At 63.6% G+C, this 26,123-nt stretch carries 23 protein-coding genes and 3 tRNA genes; 9 read left to right on the top strand and 17 right to left on the bottom strand.

Translation table 11 applies throughout. The features are described from left to right. Positions 1–2: 2 nt before the first annotated feature. From lysA to R0382_RS11955, 3 genes are all read left to right on the top strand, one after another. Positions 3–1,238, top strand: coding sequence for a diaminopimelate decarboxylase (lysA, locus tag R0382_RS11965; RefSeq protein ID WP_432719814.1), 1,236 nt, complete (start codon positions 3–5; stop codon positions 1,236–1,238). A gap of 98 nt (positions 1,239–1,336) precedes the next feature. Further along, complete coding sequence (gene gltS / locus R0382_RS11960) at positions 1,337–2,539, top strand: sodium/glutamate symporter (protein WP_432719813.1); 1,203 nt, start codon at positions 1,337–1,339, stop codon at positions 2,537–2,539. 171 nt (positions 2,540–2,710) lie between these two features. Further along, positions 2,711–3,265 (top strand): DJ-1 family glyoxalase III, encoded by a 555-nt coding sequence (locus R0382_RS11955; protein ID WP_432719812.1) that lies wholly within the window; start codon positions 2,711–2,713, stop codon positions 3,263–3,265. 18 nt (positions 3,266–3,283) lie between these two features. On the opposite strand, the gene R0382_RS11950 is transcribed toward R0382_RS11955, so the two are convergent. The 5 genes from R0382_RS11950 to R0382_RS11930 all read right to left on the bottom strand — a co-directional run bounded on the left by R0382_RS11950 (position 3,284) and on the right by R0382_RS11930 (position 7,552). Continuing rightward, positions 3,284–4,102 (bottom strand): CheR family methyltransferase, encoded by an 819-nt coding sequence (locus R0382_RS11950; protein ID WP_432719811.1) that lies wholly within the window; start codon positions 4,100–4,102, stop codon positions 3,284–3,286. A 21-nt stretch (positions 4,103–4,123) separates the two neighbouring features. After that, entirely contained in the window at positions 4,124–4,501 is a 378-nt protein-coding gene (locus R0382_RS11945; protein ID WP_432719810.1) for a DnaJ family domain-containing protein, read from the bottom strand. An 11-nt stretch (positions 4,502–4,512) separates the two neighbouring features. Then, positions 4,513–6,036: a 4-hydroxy-3-polyprenylbenzoate decarboxylase gene (gene ubiD / locus R0382_RS11940; protein WP_432719809.1), complete on the bottom strand. Its 1,524-nt coding sequence runs from the start codon at positions 6,034–6,036 to the stop codon at positions 4,513–4,515. 92 nt (positions 6,037–6,128) lie between these two features. Then, positions 6,129–7,031 (bottom strand): D-hexose-6-phosphate mutarotase, encoded by a 903-nt coding sequence (locus R0382_RS11935; RefSeq protein ID WP_432719808.1) that lies wholly within the window; start codon positions 7,029–7,031, stop codon positions 6,129–6,131. Positions 7,032–7,132: 101 nt separating this feature from the next. After that, complete coding sequence (locus R0382_RS11930; RefSeq protein WP_432719807.1) at positions 7,133–7,552, bottom strand: MaoC family dehydratase; 420 nt, start codon at positions 7,550–7,552, stop codon at positions 7,133–7,135. Positions 7,553–7,611: 59 nt separating this feature from the next. On the opposite strand from R0382_RS11930, the gene R0382_RS11925 reads away from it, so the two are divergent. Continuing rightward, on the top strand, positions 7,612–9,333 hold the full coding sequence (locus R0382_RS11925) for an FAD-binding protein (RefSeq protein WP_432719806.1): 1,722 nt from the start codon (positions 7,612–7,614) through the stop codon (positions 9,331–9,333). On the opposite strand, the gene R0382_RS11920 is transcribed toward R0382_RS11925, so the two are convergent. Next, a complete protein-coding gene (locus R0382_RS11920) occupies positions 9,306–10,184 on the bottom strand; it encodes a dienelactone hydrolase family protein (protein WP_432719805.1) in 879 nt (292 codons plus the stop codon). The genes R0382_RS11925 and R0382_RS11920 overlap by 28 nt on opposite strands. Before the next feature lie 185 nt (positions 10,185–10,369). Between R0382_RS11920 and R0382_RS11915 the strand changes: the two genes are divergently transcribed. Then, complete coding sequence (locus tag R0382_RS11915; protein ID WP_432719804.1) at positions 10,370–11,164, top strand: enoyl-CoA hydratase-related protein; 795 nt, start codon at positions 10,370–10,372, stop codon at positions 11,162–11,164. A 43-nt stretch (positions 11,165–11,207) separates the two neighbouring features. Here R0382_RS11915 and R0382_RS11910 read toward each other — a convergent pair whose 3' ends face one another. From R0382_RS11910 to R0382_RS11870, 9 genes are all read right to left on the bottom strand, one after another. After that, on the bottom strand, positions 11,208–13,052 hold the full coding sequence (locus R0382_RS11910) for a peptidylprolyl isomerase (RefSeq protein WP_432719803.1): 1,845 nt from the start codon (positions 13,050–13,052) through the stop codon (positions 11,208–11,210). 145 nt (positions 13,053–13,197) lie between these two features. Beyond that, positions 13,198–13,274 (bottom strand) — tRNA-Asp (locus R0382_RS11905). 85 nt (positions 13,275–13,359) lie between these two features. Then, positions 13,360–13,436 (bottom strand) — tRNA-Val (locus R0382_RS11900). A gap of 38 nt (positions 13,437–13,474) precedes the next feature. Beyond that, positions 13,475–13,747 carry an HU family DNA-binding protein gene (locus R0382_RS11895; protein WP_189458638.1) on the bottom strand — a complete coding sequence of 91 codons (273 nt, stop codon included), beginning with the start codon at positions 13,745–13,747 and terminating at the stop codon, positions 13,475–13,477. Positions 13,748–13,831: 84 nt separating this feature from the next. Beyond that, complete coding sequence (gene lon, locus R0382_RS11890; RefSeq protein ID WP_432719802.1) at positions 13,832–16,264, bottom strand: endopeptidase La; 2,433 nt, start codon at positions 16,262–16,264, stop codon at positions 13,832–13,834. Positions 16,265–16,388: 124 nt separating this feature from the next. Then, positions 16,389–17,672 carry an ATP-dependent Clp protease ATP-binding subunit ClpX gene (gene clpX, locus R0382_RS11885; RefSeq protein WP_432719801.1) on the bottom strand — a complete coding sequence of 428 codons (1,284 nt, stop codon included), beginning with the start codon at positions 17,670–17,672 and terminating at the stop codon, positions 16,389–16,391. Between the two features lie 92 nt (positions 17,673–17,764). Continuing rightward, positions 17,765–18,403 carry an ATP-dependent Clp endopeptidase proteolytic subunit ClpP gene (clpP, locus tag R0382_RS11880; protein ID WP_432719800.1) on the bottom strand — a complete coding sequence of 213 codons (639 nt, stop codon included), beginning with the start codon at positions 18,401–18,403 and terminating at the stop codon, positions 17,765–17,767. A 131-nt stretch (positions 18,404–18,534) separates the two neighbouring features. Continuing rightward, entirely contained in the window at positions 18,535–19,842 is a 1,308-nt protein-coding gene (gene tig, locus R0382_RS11875) for a trigger factor (protein WP_432719799.1), read from the bottom strand. Positions 19,843–19,978: 136 nt separating this feature from the next. Beyond that, positions 19,979–20,063: transfer RNA gene (locus R0382_RS11870), tRNA-Leu, on the bottom strand. A gap of 177 nt (positions 20,064–20,240) precedes the next feature. Between R0382_RS11870 and gspL the strand changes: the two genes are divergently transcribed. The 4 genes from gspL to R0382_RS11850 are packed head-to-tail and all read left to right on the top strand — an operon-like array spanning position 20,241 to position 22,881. Continuing rightward, complete coding sequence (gene gspL / locus R0382_RS11865; RefSeq protein ID WP_432719798.1) at positions 20,241–21,293, top strand: type II secretion system protein GspL; 1,053 nt, start codon at positions 20,241–20,243, stop codon at positions 21,291–21,293. Beyond that, entirely contained in the window at positions 21,287–21,769 is a 483-nt protein-coding gene (gene gspM / locus R0382_RS11860) for a type II secretion system protein GspM (RefSeq protein WP_432719797.1), read from the top strand. The genes gspL and gspM overlap by 7 nt, the downstream gene beginning before the upstream one ends. Beyond that, positions 21,766–22,485 (top strand): type II secretion system protein N, encoded by a 720-nt coding sequence (gene gspN, locus R0382_RS11855; protein ID WP_432719796.1) that lies wholly within the window; start codon positions 21,766–21,768, stop codon positions 22,483–22,485. The genes gspM and gspN overlap by 4 nt, the downstream gene beginning before the upstream one ends. Positions 22,486–22,542: 57 nt before the next feature. Further along, positions 22,543–22,881, top strand: a complete 339-nt coding sequence (locus R0382_RS11850) for a P-II family nitrogen regulator (protein WP_203536976.1) — start codon at positions 22,543–22,545, stop codon at positions 22,879–22,881. A 41-nt stretch (positions 22,882–22,922) separates the two neighbouring features. On the opposite strand, the gene yegS is transcribed toward R0382_RS11850, so the two are convergent. Continuing rightward, entirely contained in the window at positions 22,923–23,810 is an 888-nt protein-coding gene (yegS, locus tag R0382_RS11845) for a lipid kinase YegS (protein WP_432719795.1), read from the bottom strand. Positions 23,811–23,853: 43 nt separating this feature from the next. Then, positions 23,854–26,019, bottom strand: coding sequence for a primosomal protein N' (locus R0382_RS11840; RefSeq protein ID WP_432719794.1), 2,166 nt, complete (start codon positions 26,017–26,019; stop codon positions 23,854–23,856). Between the last annotated feature and the right edge of the window lie 104 nt (positions 26,020–26,123).

Here is a 26,123-nt window from a genome sequence, read left to right as displayed (position 1 = left end):
CGATGAAACCGGTCAACGGCCCGCAGCTTGTTTCCCTCGCCCGCCAGTACGGCACCCCGCTCTGGACTTACGACGCCGCGGTGATCCGCGAACGCATCACCCAGCTGCAGCAGTTCGACGTGATCCGTTTCGCGCAGAAAGCCTGCTCGAACACCCACATCCTCAAGCTGATGCGCGAGGCCGGCGTCAAGGTCGACTCGGTGTCGCTCGGCGAAATCGAACGCGCGCTGGCCGCCGGCTTTGATGCGGGCGGCGATCACCCGGGCATCGTCTTCACCGCCGACCTGCTCGACGAGGCGACACTCGCCAAGGTTGTCGAGCACGGCATTCCGGTCAACGCCGGCAGCCCGCAGATGCTCGAGCAGCTCGGCCGCGTCAGCCCGGGCCACCGCGTCTGGCTGCGCATCAACCCGGGCTTCGGCCATGGCCACAGCCAGAAGACCAATACCGGCGGCGAAACCAGCAAGCACGGCATCTGGTTCGAGCATCTGGCCGAGGCCTACGCGCTGATCGACCAGTACGGCCTCGAGCTGGTCGGCCTGCACATGCACATCGGCTCGGGCGTCGATTACGAACACCTCGGCAACGTCTGCGGCGCGATGATCAAGGAAGTGAAGGCCTCGGGTCGCGACCTGAAGGCGATCTCGGCCGGCGGCGGCCTGTCGATTCCGTACAAGGTCGACGGCGAGCGCATCGATACCGCTCACTATTTCAGCCTGTGGGACGCGGCGCGCAAGGAGATCGAGGCGCATCTGGGCCACCCGGTGACGCTGGAAATCGAACCGGGCCGCTTCCTCGTCGCCGAATCGGGCAAGCTGATTGCCGAAGTCCGTGCGATGAAGGACGTCGGCAGCAATCACTTCGTGTTCTGCGACGCCGGTTTCAATGACCTGATGCGTCCGGCGATGTACGGCAGCTATCACGAAGTCTCGTTGCTCGACGCAGGCGGCGCAACCAAGCAAGGCGGCGAGCGCGCCAGCGTGATCGCCGGGCCGCTGTGTGAATCGGGCGATGTATTCACGCAAGGCGAAGGCGGCACGGTGACGCCGCGCCAGCTGCCGCCGGCCGTGGTCGGCGACTGGCTGGTGTTTCACGACGGCGGCGCCTACGGTGCGAGCATGTCGAGCAACTACAACACCCGGCCGCTGATCCCCGAGGTATTGCTCGACGGCGGCAACGCGCGGCTGATCCGCCGTCGCCAGACCGTCGCCGAACTGCTGGCGCTCGAAGACATCTAAACAGCGACGAGCAGTCGGGCGCGCAATCCCAGCTGTTAAAATGCCAACGGCCTCGATAACCCATCGGGGCCGTTTTACTTTGTTCCGCTGGAGAGCCCATGCTCGTACTCGATACCTATGGCACGCTGGTTGCCGCCTCGCTGGTGCTGTTGTTCGGCCGCAAGATCGTCGCCGTCACGCCGCCGCTGCGTGCCTACAGCATCCCCGAACCCGTCGCCGGCGGCCTGCTCGTCGCGCTCGGCCTGCTGCTGGCGCGGATCACCGCCGATGTTCAGGTCCAGTTTGATACCAGCCTGCAAACGCCGCTGATGCTGGCCTTCTTCGCCAGCCTCGGCCTCGGCGCCGATCTGGCCAGCCTGAAAAAAGGCGGCAAGACCGTCGCCATCTTCCTCGTTGTCGTGCTGGGGCTTTTGCTGATGCAGAACACGATCGGCATCGCCATCGCCAGCGCGCTCGGGCTGAATCCGCTGATGGGCCTGCTGGCCGGCTCGATCACGCTGTCTGGCGGCCACGGCACCGGTGCCGCCTGGAGCAGCGTCTTCACCCAGACCTACGGACTTGAATCATCCACCGAAGTCGCGATCGCCTGCGCGACCTTCGGCCTCGTGCTCGGTGGTCTGATCGGCGGCCCGGTGGCGCGACATCTGGTCAAGAAGGTCGCTCTGCCGACCGGTGAAGCCGCCGATACCTCGCACCCGCTGGCGTTCGAGCAACCGAAGGCGGTGCGGCTGATTACCGCGCAGGCCTTCATCGAGACGCTGGCGCTGATCGTCGTCTGCCTGGCCGGCGGCCGGATGATCGCCGGCTGGCTCGGCGGCACCTGGCTGGAGCTGCCGACCTTCGTCTGCGTGCTGTTCGTCGGCGTCGTACTGCGCAACGGCCTGGCCAAGCTCGGCTGGTATCAGGTCTTCGACCGCGCGGTCTCGGTGCTCGGCAACGTCAGCCTGTCGCTGTTCCTCGCGATGGCGCTGATGAGCCTCAAACTGTGGGAGCTGGCGTCGCTGGCCCTGCCGATGCTGCTCATCCTGACCGTGCAGGCCGTCGCGATGGCGCTGTATGCGATGTTCGTCACCTTCCGCGTCATGGGCAAGAACTACGACGCGGCCGTGCTCGCCGCCGGCCATTGCGGCTTCGGCCTCGGCGCGACGCCGACGGCGATCGCCAATATGCAGGCGATCACCGACCGCTTCGGCCCTTCGCACCTCGCCTTCCTGGTCGTGCCGATGGTCGGTGCATTCTTCATCGACATCACCAATGCGATCGTGATTAAACTATTTCTGTTCCTGCCGATTTACGGCTGATCCCGTCAGGCGGCTGCGCCGTTGTCCCCGCCCGATGCGCCGGAATCCCGCAAGGGGACTGCCTTCGGGGCGCCCTCATGGACTTGATGAAGCTTCCTGTGCTTCGGGCGGCGACAAACTGCTTTGGCTCGCTCGCCTACCGGAACGGGCTCCCACATTGAGGAAAGCAATATGGCTACCGCGCACGTCTACCTTGCTCCGGGTTTTGAAGAGGTCGAATTCGTCAGCATCGTCGATGTGCTGCGTCGCGGCGGTGTCTTCGTTTCGACGATCGCGCTCGACGACACGCTGACGGTCGAAGGCGCGCACGGCATCTTCATCCAGGCCGATCTGCCGTTTTCAGCGGTCGACGGCGAACTGGCCGACGCCATCGTATTGCCCGGCGGCGGCCCCGGTACGCAGGCACTGGCCGCCAGCACCGCGCTGGCCGAGCGGCTGCGCGCGCATCTGGCCGCCGGTCTTCGCGTCGCCGCGGTCTGCGCCGCGCCGACCGTGCTCGCACAGGCCGGCATCCTCAATGGCAAGGCGGCGACCTGCTTCCCCGGCTGCGAACCGGTGCTGACCGAACACGGCGCCACGCTCAGCAGCTATCCGGTCGTAACCGACGGGCTGGTGACGACGTCACGCGCCGCCGGCACCAGCGGGGTGTTCGCACTCGAGCTGCTGCGACTGCTGGTCGACGACGCCAAGGCGCGCGAGATCGGCCGGGCGATGTGCTACCTGTAGCGGCTTAGTGCAGCACCTTCAGGCAAGCTGGTAGATCGTCTTGCCGCGCAGCTTGAACAACTCGGCCGAGTGGTACAGGTTTTCCGAGTGGCCGACGAACAGCAGGCCATCGGGTTTGAGCAGCGGTGCAAAGCGCTGCAGGATGCGCGCCTGCGTCGGCTTGTCGAAATAGATCATCACATTGCGGCAGAAGATCGCGTCGAACGGGCCGCGCACGTTCCAGCTCGGCGCGATCAGGTTCAGCTGCCGGAACGTCACCAAGGCCTTCAGCTCGGACCTGACCTGATAACGGCCATCGGGCTGGCGGATGAAGAAACGCCGCACCCGCGCCGGATCGAGCTTCTCGACGTCGTCGGCGCTGTAGAGACCGGTACGGCCGGTTTCGAGCACATTGGTGTCAAGGTCGGTGGCGACGATCTGCACCGGCGGCGTCAGGCTGTCGAAGGCCTCGCAGGCGCTGATCGCCATGCTCCACGCTTCTTCGCCGGTGCTGCTGGCCGAACACCACAGCTGCAGCGTGCCACCACGTTCGCGTTGTGCACGCAACTGGTCGATCAGCGCCGGAAAATGGTGTGCCTCGCGGAAAAACGATGTCAGGTTGGTCGTCAGCGAGTTGGTGAACAACTCGAACTCGCGCGTATCACCGGCTTCGATCCGGTGCAGGTAATCGCCGAAGCTGTTCAGCCCCAGCGCGCGCAAGCGCCGCGCCAGCCGGCCGTAGACCATGTCCTCCTTGCCGGGCGCCAGCGCGATGCCGGCGTAGTCGTAGATCAGCTTGCGGATCTTGTCGAAATCCTGCGTGGTAAACGGAAACTCACGGGATGGCGAAGCAAACATGGTGGTCCTTGAAACCGGTTTTCAGTGGCGGGCCAGATGCCTGGCCAGTCGGGATGCATAGTCGAGGGGCACGACCAGCTGGCGTGATCCGGTCTCGGCCAGCAGCAGATTAAGCCGGCCCAGCCGATCGGCCAATACGGCCTTTTGCGCATCGTCGCCCCCATCATCGACGATGGCGGCCAGCTGCAAGGCCAGCGCAACCGCCTCCTTGTGCATTTCCAGCTCGGGAGGCAGGTAACCGGCGTTCTTCAGCACGCGGTAGGCGATGCGCTGATGCTCGGGAACGAGTGGGTCGATGTCGTCGGGCAGCGGCTGGCCGGCGCCGGGCAGATTGTCGAATTCGCCGGCGTCGCGCGCCTGCGCGATCCGCCGCTCGGCCAGCTCGTTCAGAAACCACATGCCCACCCCTCCTACAGTCCCAGATCGGCCCAGATGGCATCGACTCGGGCAACGACATCGGGCTGGCGCTCGATCACCCTGCCCCATTCGCGATTCGTTTCGCCGGGCCACTTGTTGGTCGCGTCGAGCCCCATCTTGCCGCCGAGGCCCGAAATCGGGCTGGCGAAATCGAGGTAGTCGATCGGCGTATTCTCGACCAGCACCGTATCGCGCACCGGGTCCATCCGCGTGGTGATCGCCCAGATCACCTCTTTCCAGTCACGGGTATCGACATCGTCGTCAACGACGACGATGTACTTGGTGTACATGAACTGGCGCAGGAAGGACCAGACGCCGAACAGCACGCGCTTGGCGTGGCCCGGATATTGTTTCTTGATCGAGACGATCGCCATCCGGTAGCTGCAGCCTTCGGCCGGCAGGTAGAAATCGACGATTTCGGGAAACTGCTTTTGCAGTATCGGCACGAAAACTTCGTTCAGCGCCACGCCGAGCATCGCCGGCTCGTCCGGCGGCTTGCCGGTATAGGTGCTGTGATAGATCGGATTGTCGCGATGGGTGATCCGGTCGATTTCGAACACCGGGAACCAGTCCTGCTCGTTGTAATAGCCGGTGTGGTCGCCGTACGGGCCTTCGAGCGCGTGCAGATAACCGCCTATTTCCTTGACCGGCACGCCATGCTCGGACACGCCCTCGAAACCGGGCTCGCACGGCTTGAGCGCGCCTTCCAGAACAATCTCCGCCGTCGCCGGCACCTGCAGATCGGAGCCGATGCACTGCGTCAGCTCGGTCTTGCTGCCGCGCAGCAGCCCGGCGAACTGGTATTCGGACAAGGTATCGGGCACCGGCGTCACCGCGCCAAGGATGGTCGCCGGGTCGCAGCCGAGTACCACGGCGATCGGGAACGGTGTGCCGGGATGCTGCTTGGCATGCTCGCGGAAATCGAGCGCGCCGCCGCGATGCGCCAGCCAGCGCATGATGACCTGGTTTTTGGCGATGACCTGCTGGCGGTAGATGCCGAGGTTCTGGCGTTTTTTGCTCGGTCCGCGCGTGACCACCAGCCCCCAGGTAATCAGCGGCGCCACGTCGCCGGGCCAGCAATGCTGGACCGGGATGGTCGCCAGATCGACATCCGAGCCTTCGATCACGTTCTGCTGCACGACGCCCTTCTTCACTTCCTTCGGCGCCATGCTCAGCACCTGCTTGAGTAGCGGCAGCTTGTCCCAGGCATCACGGAAGCCTTTCGGCGGCTCGGGCTCTTTCAGATAGGCCAGCGTCTTGCCGATCTCACGCAGCGCGCTGACCTCCTGCGCCCCCATGCCGAGCGCCACGCGGCGCGGCGTGCCAAAGAGATTGCCTAGCACCGGCATCGTGTAACCGGGGACATTCTCGAACAGGATGGCCGGGCCTTGCGCGCGCAGGGTGCGATCGCAGACTTCGGTCATTTCCAGCTTCGGCGAAACCGGTACGGCAACCCGTTTTGCTTCGCCAAGGGTTTCAAGCTGGGAGAAAAAATCGCGCAGATCGTGGTATTTCATTGCGGCAAAATCGGCCTGAAATCAAAGCGATATTGAACCACAAAACAACAACGCCCGGCTTGGCCGGGCGTTGTTGTTTGATCCAGAGCGAATCAGGCCAGCGACAGCGTCATCGTCGCCCGGTACGTGGCCGCCGGCGCCAGCTCGACGACATTGTCGAACACGTCGCCGCGCTCGACACAAACAAAACCGGCCCAGTCATCGCCGACGTCGGCCATCTTCGCCGCGCTCTCGGCCCACGGATTCCAGATCACTGCGCTTTGGGTATCGCTGACGATGCGTATGGTCTGGCTCGCGGTCGTGATCGTCTGTTCCGCCGGCACGTTGACGTAAACGCGGTCGGTCGCATCGCCAAGCTGCAAGGTACCGGCCTGCGGGTGGCGGGTATTGGCGCCACCGACGGTGTTGATGAAGGTCGTGCCGTCCAGGCCGTCGATCCTGGCCTGCCTCACATCGCCGACGGCAAAGTAGGTATGGAAGGCCTGGCTGAACGTGACCGGCGCAGCGCCGCGATGGGTAAAGCTCAGCGCCAGCGTCAGTGCGCTACCGACGGTGACGGCGAGTTCGGCACGGAAATCGTCGCCCCACAGCGTGTTCGACAATGCATTCGGCTCCAGCACCAGCACCACCCGGATCGCGCCGTCGGCCAGTTGCTCGGCCGCGTCGACCCGCCAGTTGCTGACCCGCGCAAAACCGTGCGCCGGCTTGCCGCCCGGATGGCCACCAAACCACGGCAGGCACAGCGGAATGCCGCCGCGAATCGCCTTGCCTTCGGTAAATACGGCTTTGGGTGACAACCACAGCAGATCCTCGCCGCCGGCCGGTACGAAGGACACCAGATGCGCGCCTTGCAGTGCGATCAATGCCTTGCCCTGGGCGTTTGCCACCGACAGCAGCGGCAGCCCGGCTTCGCCGCCATAAACCGACGACGACGAAATGATGGACACGCCGGCAACATCAGTCAGGCGCGAATCGAAGGCGGAAAGCGAGGTCATGGTGTCATCCTGTGTAAAACGCCGATTCTAGACCAAAGCGGCTGCGGCCGGATTGGATGCAACCCATTCCGCAAACCGGGCCAAATCCACTTACGGCGTCGTTAATCACCACGCAGGGGGACCCAGACCAAGGCCTCGCCGTCGAGCACCGTTTCGCCGCGCACGCTGCACCGTGTGCTCAAGCGTGCGCGCTGCGTATCCGGCATCAGCTCGCTGATCGTCGCCGTCGCGGTTACGGTGTCGCCGATCTTCACCGGCTTCAGAAAGCGCAGGTTTTGCGACATATAGATCACCCCCGGTCCGGGCATCCGCGTGCCGATCACCGTCGACAGCAAGGAGGCGGTGAGCATGCCGTGGATGATGCGGCCGCCGAAGCGAGTCTCACGGGCAAACTCCTCGTCGATGTGCATCGGGTTGTTGTCGCCGGACAGGCCGGCGAACAGCACGACATCGGTCTCGGTCACCGTTTTGCGGTATTCGCCGGACAGGCCGATCGACAGGTCTTCAAAGCCGTATTGCATGTGCACCTCGGCGCAGCCGTTAGAATTGGGACAACATATGCATACGCCGTGACAAGACGATGTTCAAGGTACTGGTTCCAGTCAAACGGGTTGTCGACCCCGCGATCCGCGTTTCCCCGAGCAGCGACGGTGTCGATGTCGATCTCACCCATGCGCGCATGGCGATGAATCCATTCGACGCGATCGCGCTGGAAGAAGCGCTCAGGCTTAGAGAGGCCGGCCACGCCGACGAAATCGTCGTGGTCAGTATCGGCCCGGCCGACGTCGACGAGACGCTGCGACAAGCGCTGGCGCTTGGCGCCGATCGCGCCTTGCGCATCGACACCCCGGCAGCGCCCGAACCGCTGCAAGTCGCCCGCCTGCTGACGGCGCTGGCGCGCAGCGAGCAGGCCGATTTGCTGCTGCTCGGCAAGCAGGCCATCGATGACGATGCCAACCAGGTTGCACAAATGTGCGCTGGCCTGCTCGACTGGCCGCAAGCGTGTTTTGCATCGGCAATCCGCGTCGGCCCGTCGGCATGGCAGGTCGACCGGGAAGTCGACGGTGGCATCGAGACGGTCGAGTTGACATTGCCTGCAGTGATCAGCACCGATCTGCGCCTCAACACGCCCCGCTATGTCAAGCTGCCGGCGCTGATGGCCGCCAAGCACAAAACCATCGAGATGCTGCCAGCGGCGGCGCTGGGCATCACGGTCGAAACGCAGAGTCGGCGGCTGTCGGTCGCCCACCCACCGGCACGCGCAGCCGGCATCCGCGTCGGCTCGGCCGACGAATGCGTCGCGGCGCTGGTCGCGCACGGCGGACTCGGCCACGCGGTGACGGCTCGCCAGCCCCGGCCGACGCCATTCGAGCCTGCATCACGCGCGCTGGTGGTCGCCATCGGCGCGCAGCCCGGCGAAGTCCCCGGCCTGATCGCCGCGGCGGCGCGGCTGGCCGGCGAGATCGACGTGATCGACGACGGCAGCCTGTCCGGCACGCAGTTGCTCGGCGCCACGCGAAGGCTGCAGTGCGATGCGCCGCCCGCCAATCTGATGACGCTGTCGGCGTGGATCGCCGATCTGGCACGCAACTATCGCTGCGTGATCGCCGCCGCCGACAGCCACGGCAAGGACTGGCTGCCCCGTGCCGCAGCGCTCGACGGCGCCCAGCCGTTCAGCGACGTCATCGAACTGCTTGCCGCAAATACGCTGCGTCGGGCGATCTATGCCGGCGACCTGATCGAAACGGTCCGAAGCACACAAGCCCGTTTATGGATGACGGTGCGCGCGGCGGCATTTGCGCCGTTCTCGGGTGATGCGCCGGACAGCATCTCCGTTTCGTCGCCACCTCCGGATTCGGCATCCGCGGCATTGCGCGTTCTCGACAGGCAGGCACAGGGCGGGCTGTCGCTCAAGGACGCCCGCGCCCTCGTCGCCGGTGGGCGCGCCCTTGGGTCGGCCGGTCAGTTCATGGCGCTGCTGCAGCCGCTCGCCGAATGCCTGAACGGTGCACTCGCCGCATCGCGTGCCGCCGTCGATGCCGGCTTTGCGCCGAACAGCTGGCAGGTCGGCCAGACCGGACAAATCGTTTCGCCCGAGATCTACATTGCGGTGGGAATTTCCGGAGCGGCGCAGCACGTGGCCGGCATGCGCGACAGCAAGCTGATCGTCGCGATCAACACCGACCCGGATGCGCCGATGATGCAGCTGGCCGACATCGCCTGGCAGGCGGACCTGTTCGAGGCGGTGCCTGCGCTGTGCGCTGCGCTGGACAACTACTGCAGCCGCAAGACCGGGTTGTAGTCGTTGCGGCTCGGCTTGAGCCGTTCGGGATCAAGCCAGCGGCCGATCCACTTGAACGTCCGGCGATAGGCGTCATCGGTCGCGGTCTGGTTCGGCGCGACCGTCGCGCCATAACTGGGATCGACCGCGGCAGGGATGTCCTTGCGCACGCGCACGCCGCTGCCGGGCACGTCGAAGTCGTGATAGGTATCGGGATAGGTGACGAGGTGGAAGGTATCGTCCGCCGCTTTCTCGGCCAGACGCTGGCACGCCTCGGCCGGTGTCCAGTCGTCGGCTTCGCCGATCAGGATCAGAGTCGGCACCGCCGGCACATAGCGGCGGCTGCGCGCCAGTTGTTCGCACCCCGGGTAGAACGCCACGGCGACCTTGATGCCGGGTTTTTCCTTGCCGATCAGATTGAGCAGGGTCGTCGCGCCGTTGGACCAGCCGAGCGCGCCGACGCGGTTGGCATCGATCTCTCGCCGCAACTTGAGCCAGTTGACCGCGCGCTGCGCATCCTCGACGCGCTGCGCAAGGTTCACCCTGCGCTCGCTGGCCGCCAGCGTGCATTGTTCGCGCAATCCCCGGTTGCTGAAACTGTCCAGCAACAGCACGCCGTAGCCCAGCTCCTGCAGCAGGCTGGCCATCCGGGCATGGCGTACCGTCAGTACGCCGGGCCGGCTCCACAAGCCGCCACAACCGTGCAGCAGCAACATCGCCGGTGCACGCTGGGCGTCATTCGGCGGCGCAAAGTACTCGCCGGTCAGCGTCGTTCCGTTCGAACCCGTGAACGACACCGCCACCGCATGCGCCGGCACCGGTACGACAAACAACAGACCCCACAACAGCAGGGATTTGAAAACGACACGCACTTGAATAAGCAATCCCGAATATCGCCGCTTGGGCCGCACTGGAGCTTGAAGACCACCCCGGAAAACGTCGCAATGTAGCACAGCGCCGCTCATCCCCCCAACCGCGATGGCTTTCCTGACAGACGTGAGCTAAACCGTGGAGGATGCTGTTAGCATGCCAGCAACAGCCTTATCTCGAGCCGATCATGAGTGACACGCTGAGCTACGAACTTGCCGACAACGGTGTGGCAACGGTGACCTTGCATGAGGACGGGACGCAGACCGTCAACGAAATCCTCATCGCCGAGCTCACGGCTTGTCTGACTGCGTTATCCCACAATCCCCGGCTACGCGCCATTGTACTCACCGCCAAGGGTAGCGACTTCTGCACCGGCCAGGATGCGCGCTGGCAGGCGCGAATACTCGAGCACGACCAGGATCACCATTTCGACGAAGCGCTCGAACTCGCCCGGCTCTTGCAACTGATCGACCGGATGCCGGTGCCGACCATTGCGCGCGTTCATGGCCAGACCGTCGGCGTCGGCGTCGGTCTGATCGCCTGCTGCGATCTGATCGTCGCCCACCGAGATAGCCGCTTTGCCATCCCCGAGGTGCGCACCGGTCTGGTGCCGGCGATGATCGGCCCCTACCTCATTACCCAAATTGGCGTCAGCGCCGCGCGCCGCTACTTGCTGACCGGCGAAACGTTTGGCGCCGACACCGCACGCCAGCTCGGCCTCGTGCACGAGATCGGCGGCAATGACGCCGAGCTCGATCAATGGATAAGCAACTGGATCGCCGCCGTGCTGCAGAACGGTCCACATGCCTTGCTGACCGCCAAGCGCCTGATCGCCTCGGTCGCACACCGTCCGATCGACGACGCAATGAATTCGGACCTGGCTCACCGCCTTGCCCATCTGCATCGGCATCCTGAAGCCAAGGAAGGCATCCACGCACAACTGGAATCCCGCTTGCCGCATTGGCGTTCACCGCAGGCATAAAAAAACGGCGGGAATCCCCGCCGTTTTTTCTAGGCTGCCGGACTTACTCGGCAGGCTTGGCCTGCAAGGCCTTGCCATATTCGATCTTGGCCGACTTGCGCAGGCTGTCGATGTAGCTGGCGATTTCAACCTGGCCATACATCTGGCCGAGCCCTTCGCGCATTCTTTGCAGCAGTTGCGCATCAAGTTTCGGCGCTGGCGTCGATTTCTCGACGCGATACAGCACATAACCTTGCTGCGGCACCGCATTGCCAACGAATGCAGGCAGCTTGTCAGCCGGAGCACGGAACAACGCGTTCAGCGTTTGCGGATCGACACCACGCGGTGCCTCGCCACGGCTGAACTCGCCGCCCGGCTGCCAGTCGGCTGCAACCGATTCGCCCTTCTGCAGCCCAGCCAGCTTGCGCGCACCGTCTTCCTGCGCCAGTTTCAGCGCCTTCTCCTGCTTGAGCTTGGCCAGCAGATCGGGCGAGACCGTCGCCAGCGGCGGCACCGCTGCCGGCTTGTGCTCGACGATCCGCGCCGACACCACCGTACCCGGCGCGACTTCGATCGCCTCGGTATTGTGCTTGCCCTTGAGCACGTCATCGCTGAACACGGCTTCGGCCAGCTTCGGATTGTTCAGCAGCTGATCCTGTGCACCTTGGCGAGTCACCCAACCGCTTTGCTGGACCTGCAGCTTGAACTGGTCGGCAGCCGGTTGCAGGCTGCTGCCCTGCTGATAAACGACTTCGTTGAATTTTTCCAGCTGGCTCTGGAAGGTCGCTTGCGCTTTCTCCAGCTTGAGCTTTTGCTCGATTTCCGGCTTCAGGTCGGCGAGCGTACGGCCGCGCACGTCCTCAAGCTTGATGATATGAAAGCCGAAATCGCTCTGAACCACGCCGCTGAGCTGGCCCTTTTCGAGCTTGAACACCGCGTCGTCAAACGGCTTGACCATTGCGCCAGGACCGAACCAACCCAGATCACCGCCCTGCTCGGCCGAGCCCGGATCCTGCGAGAACTGTTTGGCCAGTTCGGCAAACCGGGCCGGATTCGCACGGACGTCCTTCAAGACCGACTCGGCCTTGGCTGTGGCGGCGGCCAGTTGTTCGGCATTTGCACCCTTGGGCGTCGCAATCAGGATGTGCGCGGCACGGCGCTCTTCCTTGCCCAGATCGGCCTTGTGCGCGTCAAAGTATTGCTGCACGTCGGCATCGCTGACGTTTTGCGCCTTGGCAAGATCGGCTTGGGACAGCACGACGTAGGCAAGCTTGACCATTTCCGGCGTTTTCAGCTCCTGCTGATGCTGGTCGTAGTATTGCTTGAGCTCGGCCTCGGACACGTTCACTTGCGCGAGATAGGCTTCCGGCTTGAGCAGCGCAACCGACACCGAACGCTTTTCACCAAGCAGTTTGGCCATCCGGTCCATCGTACGCTGCGATTGGAAGTTGCCGGAAACGAAGGCCGACAGCAGTTGGCGCAACGCGATGTCGTCGCGCACGCGTTCTTCAAACTGAGCTGCCGTCATTTGTTGCGCAGCGAGCAAGCTCTCGTACTTCTTGGGGTCGAAATGGCCGTTTTCCTGGAAAGCCGGAATGGCCATGATCGCCTTCTGCAGCTCGGCTTCGGTCGCCACGAAGTTCTGCTTGGCGGCCGCCTGCAGCAGCAGCTTCTGCCGCACTAGCTGTTCGACCACCATCGGCTTCATTTCGTTGGACACTGCCTGGCCGCTGGTCGCCTGCGCAACATCGCGCTCGGTGATGCGACTGCCACCGACTTTGGCGTAAAAGTCGTCGCCCCCTTCCATCGCGCTATAGCCGGAAACACCGACGCCGACTACCAGCCCCAGCGCCACCAAACCAAGCACGACCTGTACAGCCGTTTTGTTTTTCTGGACAAGATCAAACATGGATACGCAACTCCGCGAGAATTCGCGGAATATAATGCCAGAACCGCTTCGCGCTGTCTCAAATGCCCAGAAGGACGTCGTGTTGGCGAAATTGAACGGCAGAAAAGCAAAAAGCCAAGCTTTCGCTTGGCTTTTTGCTCAAATCTGGCGGAGCGGACGGGACTCGAACCCGCGACCCCCGGCGTGACAGGCCGGTATTCTAACCAACTGAACTACCGCTCCAGAAGAGAAAGCGATTATATCGTATTTCAGAAATTTTGCAAGTTTATTTTTTGCTGAATTTACTGATTACTAACTTTCGCTTTATTGGTGGGTAGTAGTGGATTCGAACCACCGACCCCCTGCGTGTGAAGCAGGTGCTCTAACCAACTGAGCTAACCACCCAACCGTTTCGTTACTGCATCAGCAGCAACGAAAGAACATCATTGTACTGCATCTTTCAGCGATTTGCCAGCCCTAAATTTCGGCTGTTTCGCTGCAGCGATTTCGATCGTTTCGCCGGTGCGCGGATTGCGGCCGCTGCGAGCTTCGCGCTCAGCAACGTAGAAGGTGCCGAAGCCGACCAGCGTCACTTCGTCGCCGCCTTGCAGCGCCTTGGAAATAGCTTCGATCGCTGCGTCGAGCGACTTGCCAGCTGCAGCCTTCGACAGGCCTGCAGATTCAGCGATAGCGTCGATCAGTTCAGATTTATTCACTTACGTCCCCTTTCATTCTGGTTGGTTAGATCCGGCGGGCCGATTGCTAGAGAGGTTATAGCAAGCGGCAAAAATGCATGTCAACTAGTGTTTCGTCTGATGCGGATGGGTTTGTTCCCCTTCCGGAACGGTATTCTGGCTGACTATTTCTGTGGTGCTTCCGGCAATTTGCTCAAGTACGACGGGCTGGCTTTCAAGCGCGAAGCCCAACACTTGATCAAACCATTTCACAGGGTGAATGACAAGGCCACGTTTTACATTGTCAGGAATTTCAGACAAGTCTTTAACGTTGCCCTCCGGGATCAACACCTGCTTGATACCACCACGGTGTGCGGCCAGCAATTTTTCTTTCAAGCCACCAATCGGCAATACTTCGCCACGCAGCGTGATCTCACCGGTCATTGCCACGTCGCAACGAACCGGAATATCGGTCAGCACCGACACCAGCGCGGTTGCCAGGGCAATACCGGCACTCGGACCGTCCTTCGGCGTGGCGCCCTCGGGCAAGTGGACGTGGATATCCTTCTTTTCGAAGGCATCCGCGGCGATACCAAGACGTTCTGCGCGGCTACGCACGACCGAGCGAGCGGCTTCGATCGACTCTTTCATCACGTCGCCCAGTGTACCAGTGCGAAGGATATTGCCCTTGCCCGGCATCGTCACCGCTTCAATCGTCAGCAGCTCACCGCCAACTTCGGTCCATGCCAGACCGGTGACCTGGCCAACCTGATTCTGCTGCTCGGCCACACCGTACTCGTAACGCTTGACGCCGAGGTACTTCTCCAGCGTTTTCGGCGTCACCAGCACTTTCTTGGCCTGCGGCTTGAGCATCAGGTTCTTGATGACCTTGCGGCAGATCTTGGCGATCTCGCGGTCGAGCGAGCGCACACCGGCTTCGCGGGTGTAATAACGGACGATATCGCGTACGGCTGCTTCGGAGATGTCCAACTCGCCGTCGGCAACACCGTTGTTCTTGGTCTGCTTCGGTACCAGGTACTTCAGCGCGATATTGACCTTTTCGTCTTCGGTGTAGCCCGACAGCCGGATCACCTCCATCCGGTCGAGCAGCGCCGGCGGAATGTTCAGCGTGTTGGCTGTGGCGACGAACATCACGTCCGACAGGTCGTAATCAACCTCAAGATAGTGATCGCTGAACGCGTGGTTTTGTTCCGGGTCGAGCACTTCAAGCAGTGCCGACGACGGGTCGCCACGGAAATCCTGGCCGAGCTTGTCGACTTCGTCGAGCAGGAACAGCGGATTCTTGACGCCAACCTTGGTCATGCTCTGGACGATCTTGCCCGGCATCGAGCCGATGTAAGTCCGGCGATGGCCGCGAATTTCGGCTTCGTCGCGCACACCACCCAGCGCCATCCGGACGAACTTGCGACCGGTCGCACGGGCGATACTTTCGCCGAGCGAGGTCTTGCCAACGCCGGGCGGGCCAACCAGGCACAGGATCGGCGCCTTGAGTTTGTCGACGCGCGTCTGCACCGCGAGATACTCGACGATGCGTTCCTTGACCTTTTCGAGGCCGAAGTGATCGATATCGAGCACTTCTTCGGCGCCGACCAGGTCCTTGCTGATCTTGGACTTTTTCTTCCAAGGCACGCCCAGCAGCGTATCGATGTAGTTGCGAACGACCGCCGCTTCAGCGCTCATCGGCGACATCATCTTCAGCTTCTTGAGTTCGGCCTCTGCCTTCTCGCGGCCTTCCTTGCTCATGCCAGCGAGCTTGATTTTCTTTTCCAGCTCTTCCAGATCGGCATTTTCGTCGAGCTCGCCCAGTTCCTTCTGGATCGCCTTGACCTGCTCGTTGAGGTAGTACTCGCGCTGGCTTTTTTCCATCTGGCGCTTCACGCGGCCACGGATGCGCTTTTCGACCTGCAGGATGTCGAGCTCGTTTTCGAGCTGCTTGAGCAGGTGATCCATACGCCGACCGACATCGGGCATTTCCAGAATCGCCTGCTTCTGCTCGAGCTTCAGCGGCAGATGCGCGGCAACGGTATCGGCAAGGCGGCCTGCCGACTCGATGCCCGACAGCGAAGTCAGGATTTCCGGCGGGATCTTCTTGTTCAGTTTGACGTACTGGTCGAACTGCGACAGCAGCGCGCGGCGCATGGCCTCGACTTCGTGACCTTCGTGCTCGTCGTCACCATCGAACGGGGTTGCGTCGGCGTGGAAGTAACCATCTTCGTCGACCAGCGACGTCACCGTTGCACGCTGCACGCCCTCGACCAGCACCTTGACGGTGCCGTCGGGCAGCTTCAGCAACTGCAGCACGGTGGCGATCGTGCCGACCGGGTAGATATCGGCCATTACCGGCTCGTCTTTCTGCGCATTCTTCTGCGCGACGAGCAGGATGTGGCGCCCGGCTTCCATCGCCGCCTCAAGCGCCTTGATCGACTTGGGTCGCCCAACGAAGAGCGGGATCACCATATGCGGGAAGACGACCACGTCCCTCAGCGGCAGCATCGGGTACGCAGCGGATTCGTTCAGCGGCACGAGCGGCTCGGACATATTGTTTGCCTTGAAAATGATTGCTATGCGTTGTTCGAATAATGTGGTCTGCCCGGCGGAAATTCAACGCCGGGCGCCCACGTCGCCAAAATATAATCCGCCCGCACGCGGCGGGCGGATTCGATCAGGCGGCTTCGGGTTGATCGGGCTCGTCCACGGCCCCGTAAACCATTTGCGGCGAAGTACCGCTTTCGATCACGGTCTTGTCGACGACGACCTTGGCAACGCCCTCAAGCGCCGGCAACTCGTACATGGTATCGAGCAGCGTGCCTTCGAGGATAGAACGCAGGCCACGCGCACCGGTACGACGCTCCATGGCCTTCTTGGCAATGGCTTCCAGTGCATCCGATTCGATATCGAGCTCGACGCCTTCCATGTCGAACAGCGCCTGATACTGCTTGAGCAGCGCGTTCTTCGGCTCGGTCAGGATGTTCACCAGCGCAGCTTCATCCAGTTCGTCGAGCGTGGCAATCACCGGCAGACGGCCGACAAATTCGGGGATCAGGCCGAAACGCACCAGATCGTCGGGCTCGACGTCGTGCAATACCGTACCCAGACCCGCCTTTTCATCCTTGCTGACGACCTCGGCACCGAAGCCGATTCCGCCCTTGACCGAGCGGTTGCGGATGATCTTAGCCAGGCCTTCGAACGCACCGCCGCAAATGAACAGGATGTTGGTCGTATCGACCTGCGGCATCTCGTGGTTCGGATGCTTGCGGCCACCGTGCGGCGGTACCGACGCGACGGTGCCTTCGACGAGTTTGAGCAAGGCCTGCTGCACGCCCTCGCCCGATACGTCGCGGGTGATCGACGGGTTTTCCGACTTGCGGGCGATCTTGTCGATTTCGTCGATATAGACGATGCCACGCTGGGCCTTTTCGACGTCGAAATCGCACTGTGCCAACAGTTTGGCAATGATGTGCTCGACGTCTTCACCGACGTAACCGGCTTCGGTCAGCGTCGTTGCGTCAGCAATCACGAACGGCACGTCGAGCTGCTTGGCCAGCGTCTGCGCCAGCAGCGTCTTGCCCGAACCGGTCGGACCGATCAAGAGGATGTTCGACTTGGCGAGTTCGACACCATTGGCCGACTTGCCACTCTTGGTCGACAGGCGCTTGAAATGGTTGTAAACCGCAACGGCCAAGATCTTCTTGGCGCGTTCCTGACCAATCACATACTGGTCCAGCGTCGCGCGGATCTCGGTCGGTACCGGCAGCTTCTTGCCGTCGCCGCTGGCTGCTTCGACGCCAGGCAACTGCGTTGCTTCATCCTTGAGGATGTCGGTGCACAACTCGATGCACTCATTGCAAATGAATACCTGCGGGCCGGCAATCAGCTTTTTGACTTCGTGCTGGCTTTTGCCGCAGAACGAGCAGTAAAGCAGTTTTTCGTTGGATTTGTCGGTCATGGTCCCCCCTCCTTGAGGTTACGCTTCGGGGCGGATACGTAAAGATGGTCGGAAGCTCGCCCGGCGCCGAACACCGGGCGAACGTACATCGCTTAGTCGAGGGACTGGGTCAGCGCCTGGCGCGACACCAACACGTCGTCGATCAGACCGTAGCTCTTGGCTTCGACCGCGCTCATGAAATTGTCACGATCGGTATCGCGCTCGATCGTCTCGATCGGCTGGCCGGTGTGCTTGGCCAGCATTTCGTTCAGCGAGCGCTTGGTCTTGATCAGCTCGCGCGCATGGATTTCGATATCCGACGCTTGGCCGGCCAGACCGCCAATCAGCGGCTGGTGGATCATGATGCGCGCGTTCGGCAGCGCAAAACGCTTGCCTTCGGCGCCGGCCGCCAGCAGGAATGCACCCATCGAGGCAGCAAGGCCGTTGCACAGGGTCGAGACCTTGGGCTTGATGAACTGCATGGTGTCGTAGATCGCCAGACCGGCCGTGACCGAACCACCCGGCGAATTGATATAGAAGTGGATGTCCTTGTCCGGATTTTCGCTTTCCAGGAACAGGAGCTGCGCGACGATTACATTGGCAGTGGCGTCATTCACCGGCCCCACCAGAAAGATCACCCGCTCGCGCAACAGCCGCGAGTAGATGTCGTACGCACGCTCACCACGACCGCTCTGTTCGATCACCATCGGCACGTAGCCGAGGCCTTGCGGGTCAAATTCCGATCGTTGCATGATCACCTCTAATGAGTGGGGTTGTTTTCTTCGCTACCAGACGACAACGGCCGGCCGGTTGCGGGGCCGGCGTACCCTTAGGGCATCGCCTGCGCCGCAGCCCGTACCGGCCGCTCAGCAAGGGAGGAAACTTAGCCCTGCTGGCCCATCAGCTCATCGAAGCTGACCGGCTTTTCAACAGCCTTGGCCTTGGACAGAACGAAGTCCACGACGTTGTCTTCGAGCGCCATCGATTCCGGACCGGCAAGACGCTGGCGATCTTCGTAGTACCAAGCGATCACGTCGGTCGGATCTTCGTAATTCTCGGCCAGATCAGCAATGATTGCCTTGGTCTGCTCCGGCTTGGCTTCCAGACCGTTGGCCTTCACCAGTTCGGCCAGCACCAGACCGAGGTGCACGCGACGTTGCGCTTGTGCCTCGAACATGGCCGGCGAGAACGGTACCAACTTGGGGTCGATGCCGCGCTGTTTCAAGTCCGCCTGTGCCTGTTCGGCCAGACGACCGATTTCCAGACCCACCAGCGACTTCGGCAGATCAACCGGCGCGGCTTCGATCAGCGCGGTCATGACGTTTTCCTTGGCACGGGCCTTCAGGCGGAAACGCACTTCACGCTCAAGGTTCTTCTTCACTTCGTCGCGCATCTTGGCAACGTCGCCATCGGCAATGCCCATGGCCTTGGCGAAGTCTTCGTTGACTTCCGGCAGCAGCGCTGCGGCCACGTTCTTGACGGTGATCGCGAACACGGCGGTCTTACCGGCCACGTCCTTGCCGTGATAATCGGCCGGGAAGTTGACTTCAACGTTCTTGGTCTCGTCTTCCTTCATGCCGCGGATGCCGGCTTCGAACTCGGGCAGCATCTGGCCCTTGCCGAGCAGGAAGGCATAGTTGTCCGACGAACCGCCGTTGAACGGCTCACCGTCGATGGTGCCCTTGAAGTCGATGATGACGCGGTCTTCATCGGCAGCAGCACGCTCGACACGCTCGTAGCGGGTGCGTTGCTTGCGCAGGATGTCGACGGTCTTGTCGATTTCGGCGTCGCCGATGGTCAGCGTCGGCTTTTCGATTTCCTTGCCGGTCAAATCGCCAATGGCGACTTCCGGGTAGACTTCGAACGTCGCGATGAACTGGAAGTCGCCGTCTTCGACCGCGTCAGCCTTCGGCTCGAAACGCGGGTAGCCGGCCACTTGCAGCTTTTGCTCTTGCACGGCCAGGCCGAACGAACGCTCGACGGTTTCGCCGAGCACTTCTTCCTGAACGCGGAAACCATACTGTTGTGCAACGATCTTGATCGGTGCCTTGCCCGGACGGAAGCCGGCGATCTTGGCGGTCTTGGCCACGCGCTTCAGGCGGGCATCGACTTGCTTGCCGATTTCTTCACGCGGAACGGAGAAGCTGAGGCGGCGCTCAAGCCCGCTCAGGGTTTCCAGTTGTGCTTGCATCGTAACCTTCCTTGGAATTTGAGTGTCGCTCGCGGCAGCGACAGAGGCCGCGATCAGGGTTCGGGGCTGGCCGTTCCGGCAGAACATCCGGGGGCGTCATCACGGCAATCCGTATGACCCCGGCCGGGGGTTCGGGTGGTGCGAGCGGAGAGACTCGAACTCTCACGTCTTACGACGCTGGAACCTAAATCCAGTGCGTCTACCAATTCCGCCACGCTCGCAACGCCGGCGACTGAACCGCGCATCAAATGCGAGGCAGCCTGCAGACAAGCCTGCGATTATAGGGGAAAGCGCGCCCAAAAAACAAACCGCAACCAAACCCGTACCGCTGCCGTTTAGCCGCAACACTGCTGTGTCATACTCGCGACGAATTTTCCCACCCGGCTTCCGACCGTTTCATGCACTCCGCCAACCGCTATCCGCTCATCCGGGTCCTGATCGACGGCGATCCGTCATCGCCTGCGCCACTATCCTGGTGGGCCGGTGAACCTGGCGCCCTTGAGGATCACGGCCACGCCTGCGTCGACGCCCTGCCTGCCGCGGAGCGTCTCGAATGGCTGATCCACCCGGCACACACCGGCCTGCACACGCTGACCTTGCCGCGCCAGTCGCCGGCCAAGCTGCGCGCGCTGCTGCCGCACGCCCTCGACGACGAACTGCTCGCACCGGTCGACACGCTGCACTTGGCGCTGCGTGCCAACACCGACGGCCGCGTCGACGTTCGCAGCATCGACAAGGCTTGGCTGACTGCGTGGTTGCAACACTTTGCCGCCACGCAGCGCACACCGGCCGCAGCGTGGGCGCTGGCCGATCTGCTGCCATCCGATCAGGGCGCGTTGCAACTGTCGATCGAGCCGGGTGCGCTGCTGCGTGACGACAACGGTGACACGGTCTGGCTCGACGACGCCTCGTTGCTTGCCACCCTGGCCGGCGACGCCTCGGCGCTCGATCTGGACAGCCTCGCCCTGCAGGCTTGCGATGGCGTCAATCTGTTACAGGGTGATTTGACGCCACGGACCGCGCCGAAGCTCGACTGGCGCCTTTGGCGCCACGCCGGCACGCTCCTCGGTGTGGCGCTGGCATTGTGGCTGATCGGCAACGTCGCGCACTGGTGGCAGCTGCGCCAGTCGGTTGATGCCGCGCGGCAGGCGTTGCGGCAAAGTTATGCCGCCGCCTTCCCTGGCGAGCCCATCGTTGACCCGGCGCTGCAACTGGCGAGCAAGCTGCGCCAGTCCGGCAGCAAGGCCGATACGCTGACGGCGCGGCTGCAACGGCTGGAAAACGCCGGCATCGGCGCCGGCGCAATCAGCCGCATCACGTATCAGAATGGCCGGCTGACGCTGGAACTGAACACCGCCGCCGCCGATGCGGCCGCGGCACAGCTGGCCGCAGCCGGCGAAACGATCACCCGTGAACCAGCTGGCGCCGACCGCGTCCGCTTGCAATGGTAATACCCATGCCCTCGCTTCAGACTCTGCAAAACAGCTGGCGCGACCGCGCGCCGCGAGAACGGCGCGCGCTGATGATCGGCGGATCCGCGCTCGTCGCGGCGGCGCTCTACGCCGGCGTCTGGCAGCCGGTGACACAAGCTTCGGCGCGGCTGACGCGGCAACTGCCCGAACTGCAGGCCAGCCTGGCCGACCTGCAGCGCGGTGTTGCCGAATTCAAACAATCCGGCGCGCGTGCCAGCATCGCGCCCGGCGCCTTGCGCCAGCATGTGCAGGCCACGCTCGACGCGCTGCAGCTCGGCGCCGAACTGCAGGCGCTGCCGGGCGAGCAGGTGCGCATCGTCATCGGTGGCGCACCGTTCGAACGCGTTCTCGCCTTACTGGGTGCGCTGGAAAACGACCAGCATCTGCGCGTCATTCGCGCGGATGTCCACGGTCAAGGCGGCACGGTGCAGGCCGAATTGGTGGTCGAGCCATGAAACGTCTGCTTGTGACCGGCGGCATCGCCGCCCTGCTCTTCATTGGCATCCGCCTGCCCGCCAGCGTGCTGGTCGGCCTGGCGCCAGCACCGCTGCAACTGTCCGGCGTCAGCGGCACGCTGTGGGAGGGCCGGGCAACCCAGCTCGGCCTCGACGGTCAGGAGCTGGTCCGCGGGCTGGCCTGGCGCTGGCAAGCCGCCGGGCTGCTCCGCGGCGAGCTGGCCTGGTCGCTGAGCAGCGCCGATCCGGCGACGCCGCTGTCGGCCAGGCTCCTGGCCGGCTTGAGCGGTACCCGCATCGAAGACCTCAGCGCGCGGCTGCCTGCATCGCCGCTGCTGGCACAGATCAAGGCACTGGCGCCGTTCCAGCTCGGCGGCACCTTGTTGCTCAACACCAAGCGGCTCGACCGTCAGACGCTCGACGGCGCCCGCGTGCAGTGGCTGGACGCCAGCTCGCTGGTCACGCCGCAGGCCAATCCGTTCGGCAGCTACAACGTGTCGCTGCAACGCAACGGCGACCGGCTGGATTGGCAGCTGGCGCCGCTGGGCGGACGACTCGACATCAACGGCAAGGGATCGATCGGCCCGACCGGACCACGGGGCGAATTGACGCTGCGCGCCGCCGACGGTCAGGCCGCGCTGTTCGCGCCCTTGCTCGACAGCCTGCCCGGCGACGGCAAGACCCGCACGCTCAGGCTCGGCGCCGCTAACCCGTAAGCGGCGCAAGCCGCTTATAATCGCGTTTATTCATTGCGAATGCCCACGGACCCCGACATGAAGAAAATTGAAGCGATCATCAAGCCGTTCAAACTCGACGAAGTGCGCGAGGCGCTGTCCGACCTCGGGATTTCCGGGCTGACCGTCACCGAGGTGAAGGGCTTTGGCCGCCAGAAAGGCCACACCGAGCTGTATCGCGGCGCCGAGTACGTCGTCGACTTCCTGCCCAAGGCCAAGGTCGAAGTGGTGCTGGCCGACGATCTGGTCGACAGCGCCATCGAAGCCATCATCAAGGCCGCCAACACCGGCAAGATCGGCGACGGCAAGATCTTCGTCTCGCCGGTCGAGCACGTCGTACGCATCCGTACCGGCGAGATCAACGAGCAGGCGCTGTAAACCCCGCCCCCCCTACCGAAGCCCGGCTCGCCGGGCTTTTTTCATGTGCGGCCGAGCAGCGGGCATTCCGGCGGGAGATGGCAGCGCAAAGCCGCCGGCAGCACCTCGATGCGGAAGTGCGTGCCTGCCATCGGCTCGCCGTCGAGATTGAGATTGATCTCGTGCGGCGTGCTTACCTCCAGCCACGGCAACCGGGCCGTCAGCACATGCTCGTCGCTCTCGCCGTCGATCAGCTGCCCGAGCAGCGCCGGCAACAGATCGCTGCCGGTGATCAGCCGCACGTCGAGCATGCCGTTGTCGAGTCGCGCGTCGGGACACAGTCGATGCCCGCCACCGGACTGGCAACCATTGCCGATTCCGAGCACCAGAAACTCGCCCTCCCATTCGAAACCGGGACCCTGCAAGCGGCCGCGATCGGCGCGGATGCTGCCAAAGCGGGTCAGTCCGGTCAGCAAGTAAGCCAGCCCGCCGAGCAAGGCCTTCTGCTCGGCGGGCGTTTCCACCGTGATCTGCGTACCGAACCCGCCGGTCGCCATATTGACGAAGGCCCGCTCGTTGACCCTGACCGCGTCGATCGGCGTCGGCGGCCGCAAGGCCAGTTGCAAGGCCTGTCCGAGGTCATCCGGCAGGCCGCAGCCGCGGGCGAAATCGTTGGCCGTTCCGAGTGGCAGTACCGCCAGGGCGGGCCGCTGCGCCGGCGCCACGGCCAGCAAGGCGTTGACCAGCTCGTTGACCGTACCATCGCCGCCGCCAGCAATCACCGTCTCGACACCGGCCACCAGTGCTTCGTCGACGAAACGGGCCACATCGCCGTATTCCCAGGTCAGCCGCACCAGCACCGCATGACCTGCATCGCGCACGGCCCCCACCGCAACGCGGACATCGGCATTGCCTGCCGCCTTGCCGTTGAGGATCAACATCAATCGCATAACCGGCTCGCCTCACAAGGGATCAGCCCAGTATGCCGCGAAACTAGACGTCCTGCGGATCGACGTCGATCACCCAGCGCACGCCCTTGGGCGGCTTGGCGGCAAGCAGCGCAGCCAGATGGGCGGCAGCGGCAACGACGGGACCGCGCGTCGCGGCGGTCACCAGCAATTGCGCCCGTTCCCAGCCTGCCTTGCGGCTCATCGACGCGGCGATCGGCGTCATTGCCTGTACCTCCATGCCGACCAGCGCGCCGCGCAAGGCGTTCAGGAAAGCCAGCGAGGTCTCGATGCGCTTGGCTTCGGCGCGGACCATCAGCCATGCCGCGCACGGCGGCAACAACAGCTCGCGCCGCGCCGCCAATTGCTCGTCGGCAAACGCCGCGTAGTCGCCGGCCAGCAGCGCCGCATAGAAAGGATGCTCGGGATAGCGGGTCTGGATCAGCACCTGGCCGGGCTGACCGGCACGACCGGCACGGCCAGCCACCTGCAGCAGTTGCGCGAACAGCCGTTCCTCGGCGCGGAAATCGACGCTGAACAGCCCGGCGTCGGCGTTGAGGACGACGACCAGCTGCAGGTTGGCAAAATCGTGCCCCTTGGCCAGCATTTGCGTGCCGACCAGCAAGCGCACCTCGCCGTCGTGCACCTGTGCCAGCATCGCCTCGAGGCTACCCTTGCGGCGGGTATTGTCACGGTCGATCCGCAACGGCGGCGTGTCGGGAAACCGCACGGCCAACGCATCCTCGACCCGTTGCGTGCCCTGCCCCAGCGGTTTGAGATCGATATTGCCGCAGTCGGGACATTCGGCCGGAATCGCACATTCGAAGCCGCAATGATGGCAGCGCAGCCGCCGGTCACCGAGATGCAGCACCAGCTTGGCGTCGCAGCGCTTGCAGCCGCTGACCCAGCCGCATTCGTTGCACGCCAGCACCGGTGAATAACCGCGACGGTTGATGAACACCAGCGCCTGTCCGCCCCGCGCCAGCGTTGCCCGCAGGCGTTCGAGCGCCAAGGGATGGATGCCGTCCTGCAGGGCGATCCGCCCGGTCGGCAGTACTTCGATCGTCGGTGCCACGGCGCCGCCGACGGCGCGTAACGGCAGATCGAGCCGCCGGTAACGGCCCTCGCTGGCGTTTTTCCAGGTTTCGATGCTCGGCGTTGCCGAGCCGAGCAGCACCGGCAGCTTGCGGTCGCGCGCGCGCCAGACCGCCAGATCGCGCGCCGAATAGCGCACGCCTTCCTGCTGCCGGTACGAGCCGTCGTGCTCTTCGTCGACGACGATCAGGCCCAGCGCCGGCAGCGGTGTGAATACCGCCAGCCGCGTGCCGAGCACGATGCGCGCCTCGCCGCGCACCGCCTGCAGCCAGTTGCGCGTGCGTTCGCCATCCGCCAGCCCGCTGTGCAGGCTGACGATGGCTTCGTCTGGAAAGCGCTGGCGGAAGCGGGCTTCGAGCTGCGGCGTCAGGTTGATTTCGGGCACCAGCACCAGCACCTGCTCGCCCCGCCCGAGGCGCTCGGCAATTGCGCGCAGATAGACTTCGGTTTTACCCGAGCCGGTCACACCGTAAAGCAGGAAAGCGGCGTAGCCCTCGGCGGCGTTGACGGCATCGACGGCGGCTGCCTGCGCCGGGTTCAGCTGCGGCAACGACGCCTGTCGCGGCATGCCAGTCGGCCGCGCCGGCGCAACGGCAATAACCTCGCCGGCGGCATGCCAGTCGGCCAGCCAGCGCAGGGCATCGCCGGCAATCTCGCGCACCGCCTCGCGCGTTTGCGGCGTCCGCAGCAGCTCGGCGAGCTGCCGCTGCTTTTTGGCGCGGGGCGACAGCCGGGCCAGCAAGGCATCGGCATCGGTCGCCTGCCACTGCAGCATGCCGCCATCGCCGCCCCACGGTTTGGGCTGGCGCAAGGCCGCCGGCAAGGCCGCCGCCAGCACCATGCCGAGCGGCGCGGCATAAAAATCGGCACAAAAGCGGCACAGTGCCAGCACGTCGGCCGGCAGCGCCGGCAGATCGCCCGGCGCGGCGGCAATGTCTTTCAGCCCGGCAAAATCGGGCGCCGTCTCGCTGACCGCCAGCACCACGCCGGACAGCGTTTGCCGTCCGAACGGGACGATGACGCGCTCACCGACCGCCGCCGCGCCCGCCGGCGCACGGTAATCGAAACTGCGCGGCAAGGGGACATCGAGGGCAACCGAGAGGTAGGCGTGCGGCATTCTGAGGCGAATCAAGACGGAAAATTGCCGGCCAAACAAACTACCCACAAATTATGTGGATAACTTTGTGAACAGCTGGTGTGGATGTGCCCCAAAGCCAATGT

The organism is Jeongeupia wiesaeckerbachi (assembly GCF_050916355.1).
Classification (GTDB): Bacteria; Pseudomonadota; Gammaproteobacteria; order Burkholderiales; family Chitinibacteraceae; genus Jeongeupia; species Jeongeupia wiesaeckerbachi.
The sequence above is the reverse complement of the archived record's forward strand: the minus strand, read 5'-3'. Positions and strand labels throughout refer to the sequence as shown.

Excerpts from the sequence above, each read along its gene's own strand:
- lon (WP_432719802.1), bottom strand. The coding sequence starts at position 16,264 with ATGTCCGAGCCGCTCGTGCCGCTGAACGAATCCGCTGCGTACCCGATG.
- tig (WP_432719799.1), bottom strand. The coding sequence starts at position 19,842 with ATGCAAGCACAACTGGAAACCCTGAGCGGGCTTGAGCGCCGCCTCAGC.
- R0382_RS11950 (WP_432719811.1), bottom strand. The coding sequence starts at position 4,102 with ATGTTTGCTTCGCCATCCCGTGAGTTTCCGTTTACCACGCAGGATTTC.
- R0382_RS11925 (WP_432719806.1), top strand. The coding sequence starts at position 7,612 with ATGTTCAAGGTACTGGTTCCAGTCAAACGGGTTGTCGACCCCGCGATC.
- lysA (WP_432719814.1), top strand. The coding sequence starts at position 3 with ATGAAACCGGTCAACGGCCCGCAGCTTGTTTCCCTCGCCCGCCAGTAC.
- gspM (WP_432719797.1), top strand. The coding sequence starts at position 21,287 with ATGGTAATACCCATGCCCTCGCTTCAGACTCTGCAAAACAGCTGGCGC.
- clpP (WP_432719800.1), bottom strand. The coding sequence starts at position 18,403 with ATGCAACGATCGGAATTTGACCCGCAAGGCCTCGGCTACGTGCCGATG.
- R0382_RS11935 (WP_432719808.1), bottom strand. The coding sequence starts at position 7,031 with ATGACCTCGCTTTCCGCCTTCGATTCGCGCCTGACTGATGTTGCCGGC.
- R0382_RS11945 (WP_432719810.1), bottom strand. The coding sequence starts at position 4,501 with ATGTGGTTTCTGAACGAGCTGGCCGAGCGGCGGATCGCGCAGGCGCGC.
- gspL (WP_432719798.1), top strand. The coding sequence starts at position 20,241 with ATGCACTCCGCCAACCGCTATCCGCTCATCCGGGTCCTGATCGACGGC.
- ubiD (WP_432719809.1), bottom strand. The coding sequence starts at position 6,036 with ATGAAATACCACGATCTGCGCGATTTTTTCTCCCAGCTTGAAACCCTT.
- R0382_RS11930 (WP_432719807.1), bottom strand. The coding sequence starts at position 7,552 with ATGCAATACGGCTTTGAAGACCTGTCGATCGGCCTGTCCGGCGAATAC.
- R0382_RS11915 (WP_432719804.1), top strand. The coding sequence starts at position 10,370 with ATGAGTGACACGCTGAGCTACGAACTTGCCGACAACGGTGTGGCAACG.
- yegS (WP_432719795.1), bottom strand. The coding sequence starts at position 23,810 with ATGCGATTGATGTTGATCCTCAACGGCAAGGCGGCAGGCAATGCCGAT.
- R0382_RS11840 (WP_432719794.1), bottom strand. The coding sequence starts at position 26,019 with ATGCCGCACGCCTACCTCTCGGTTGCCCTCGATGTCCCCTTGCCGCGC.
- R0382_RS11955 (WP_432719812.1), top strand. The coding sequence starts at position 2,711 with ATGGCTACCGCGCACGTCTACCTTGCTCCGGGTTTTGAAGAGGTCGAA.
- gltS (WP_432719813.1), top strand. The coding sequence starts at position 1,337 with ATGCTCGTACTCGATACCTATGGCACGCTGGTTGCCGCCTCGCTGGTG.
- R0382_RS11850 (WP_203536976.1), top strand. The coding sequence starts at position 22,543 with ATGAAGAAAATTGAAGCGATCATCAAGCCGTTCAAACTCGACGAAGTG.
- gspN (WP_432719796.1), top strand. The coding sequence starts at position 21,766 with ATGAAACGTCTGCTTGTGACCGGCGGCATCGCCGCCCTGCTCTTCATT.
- clpX (WP_432719801.1), bottom strand. The coding sequence starts at position 17,672 with ATGACCGACAAATCCAACGAAAAACTGCTTTACTGCTCGTTCTGCGGC.
- R0382_RS11910 (WP_432719803.1), bottom strand. The coding sequence starts at position 13,052 with ATGTTTGATCTTGTCCAGAAAAACAAAACGGCTGTACAGGTCGTGCTT.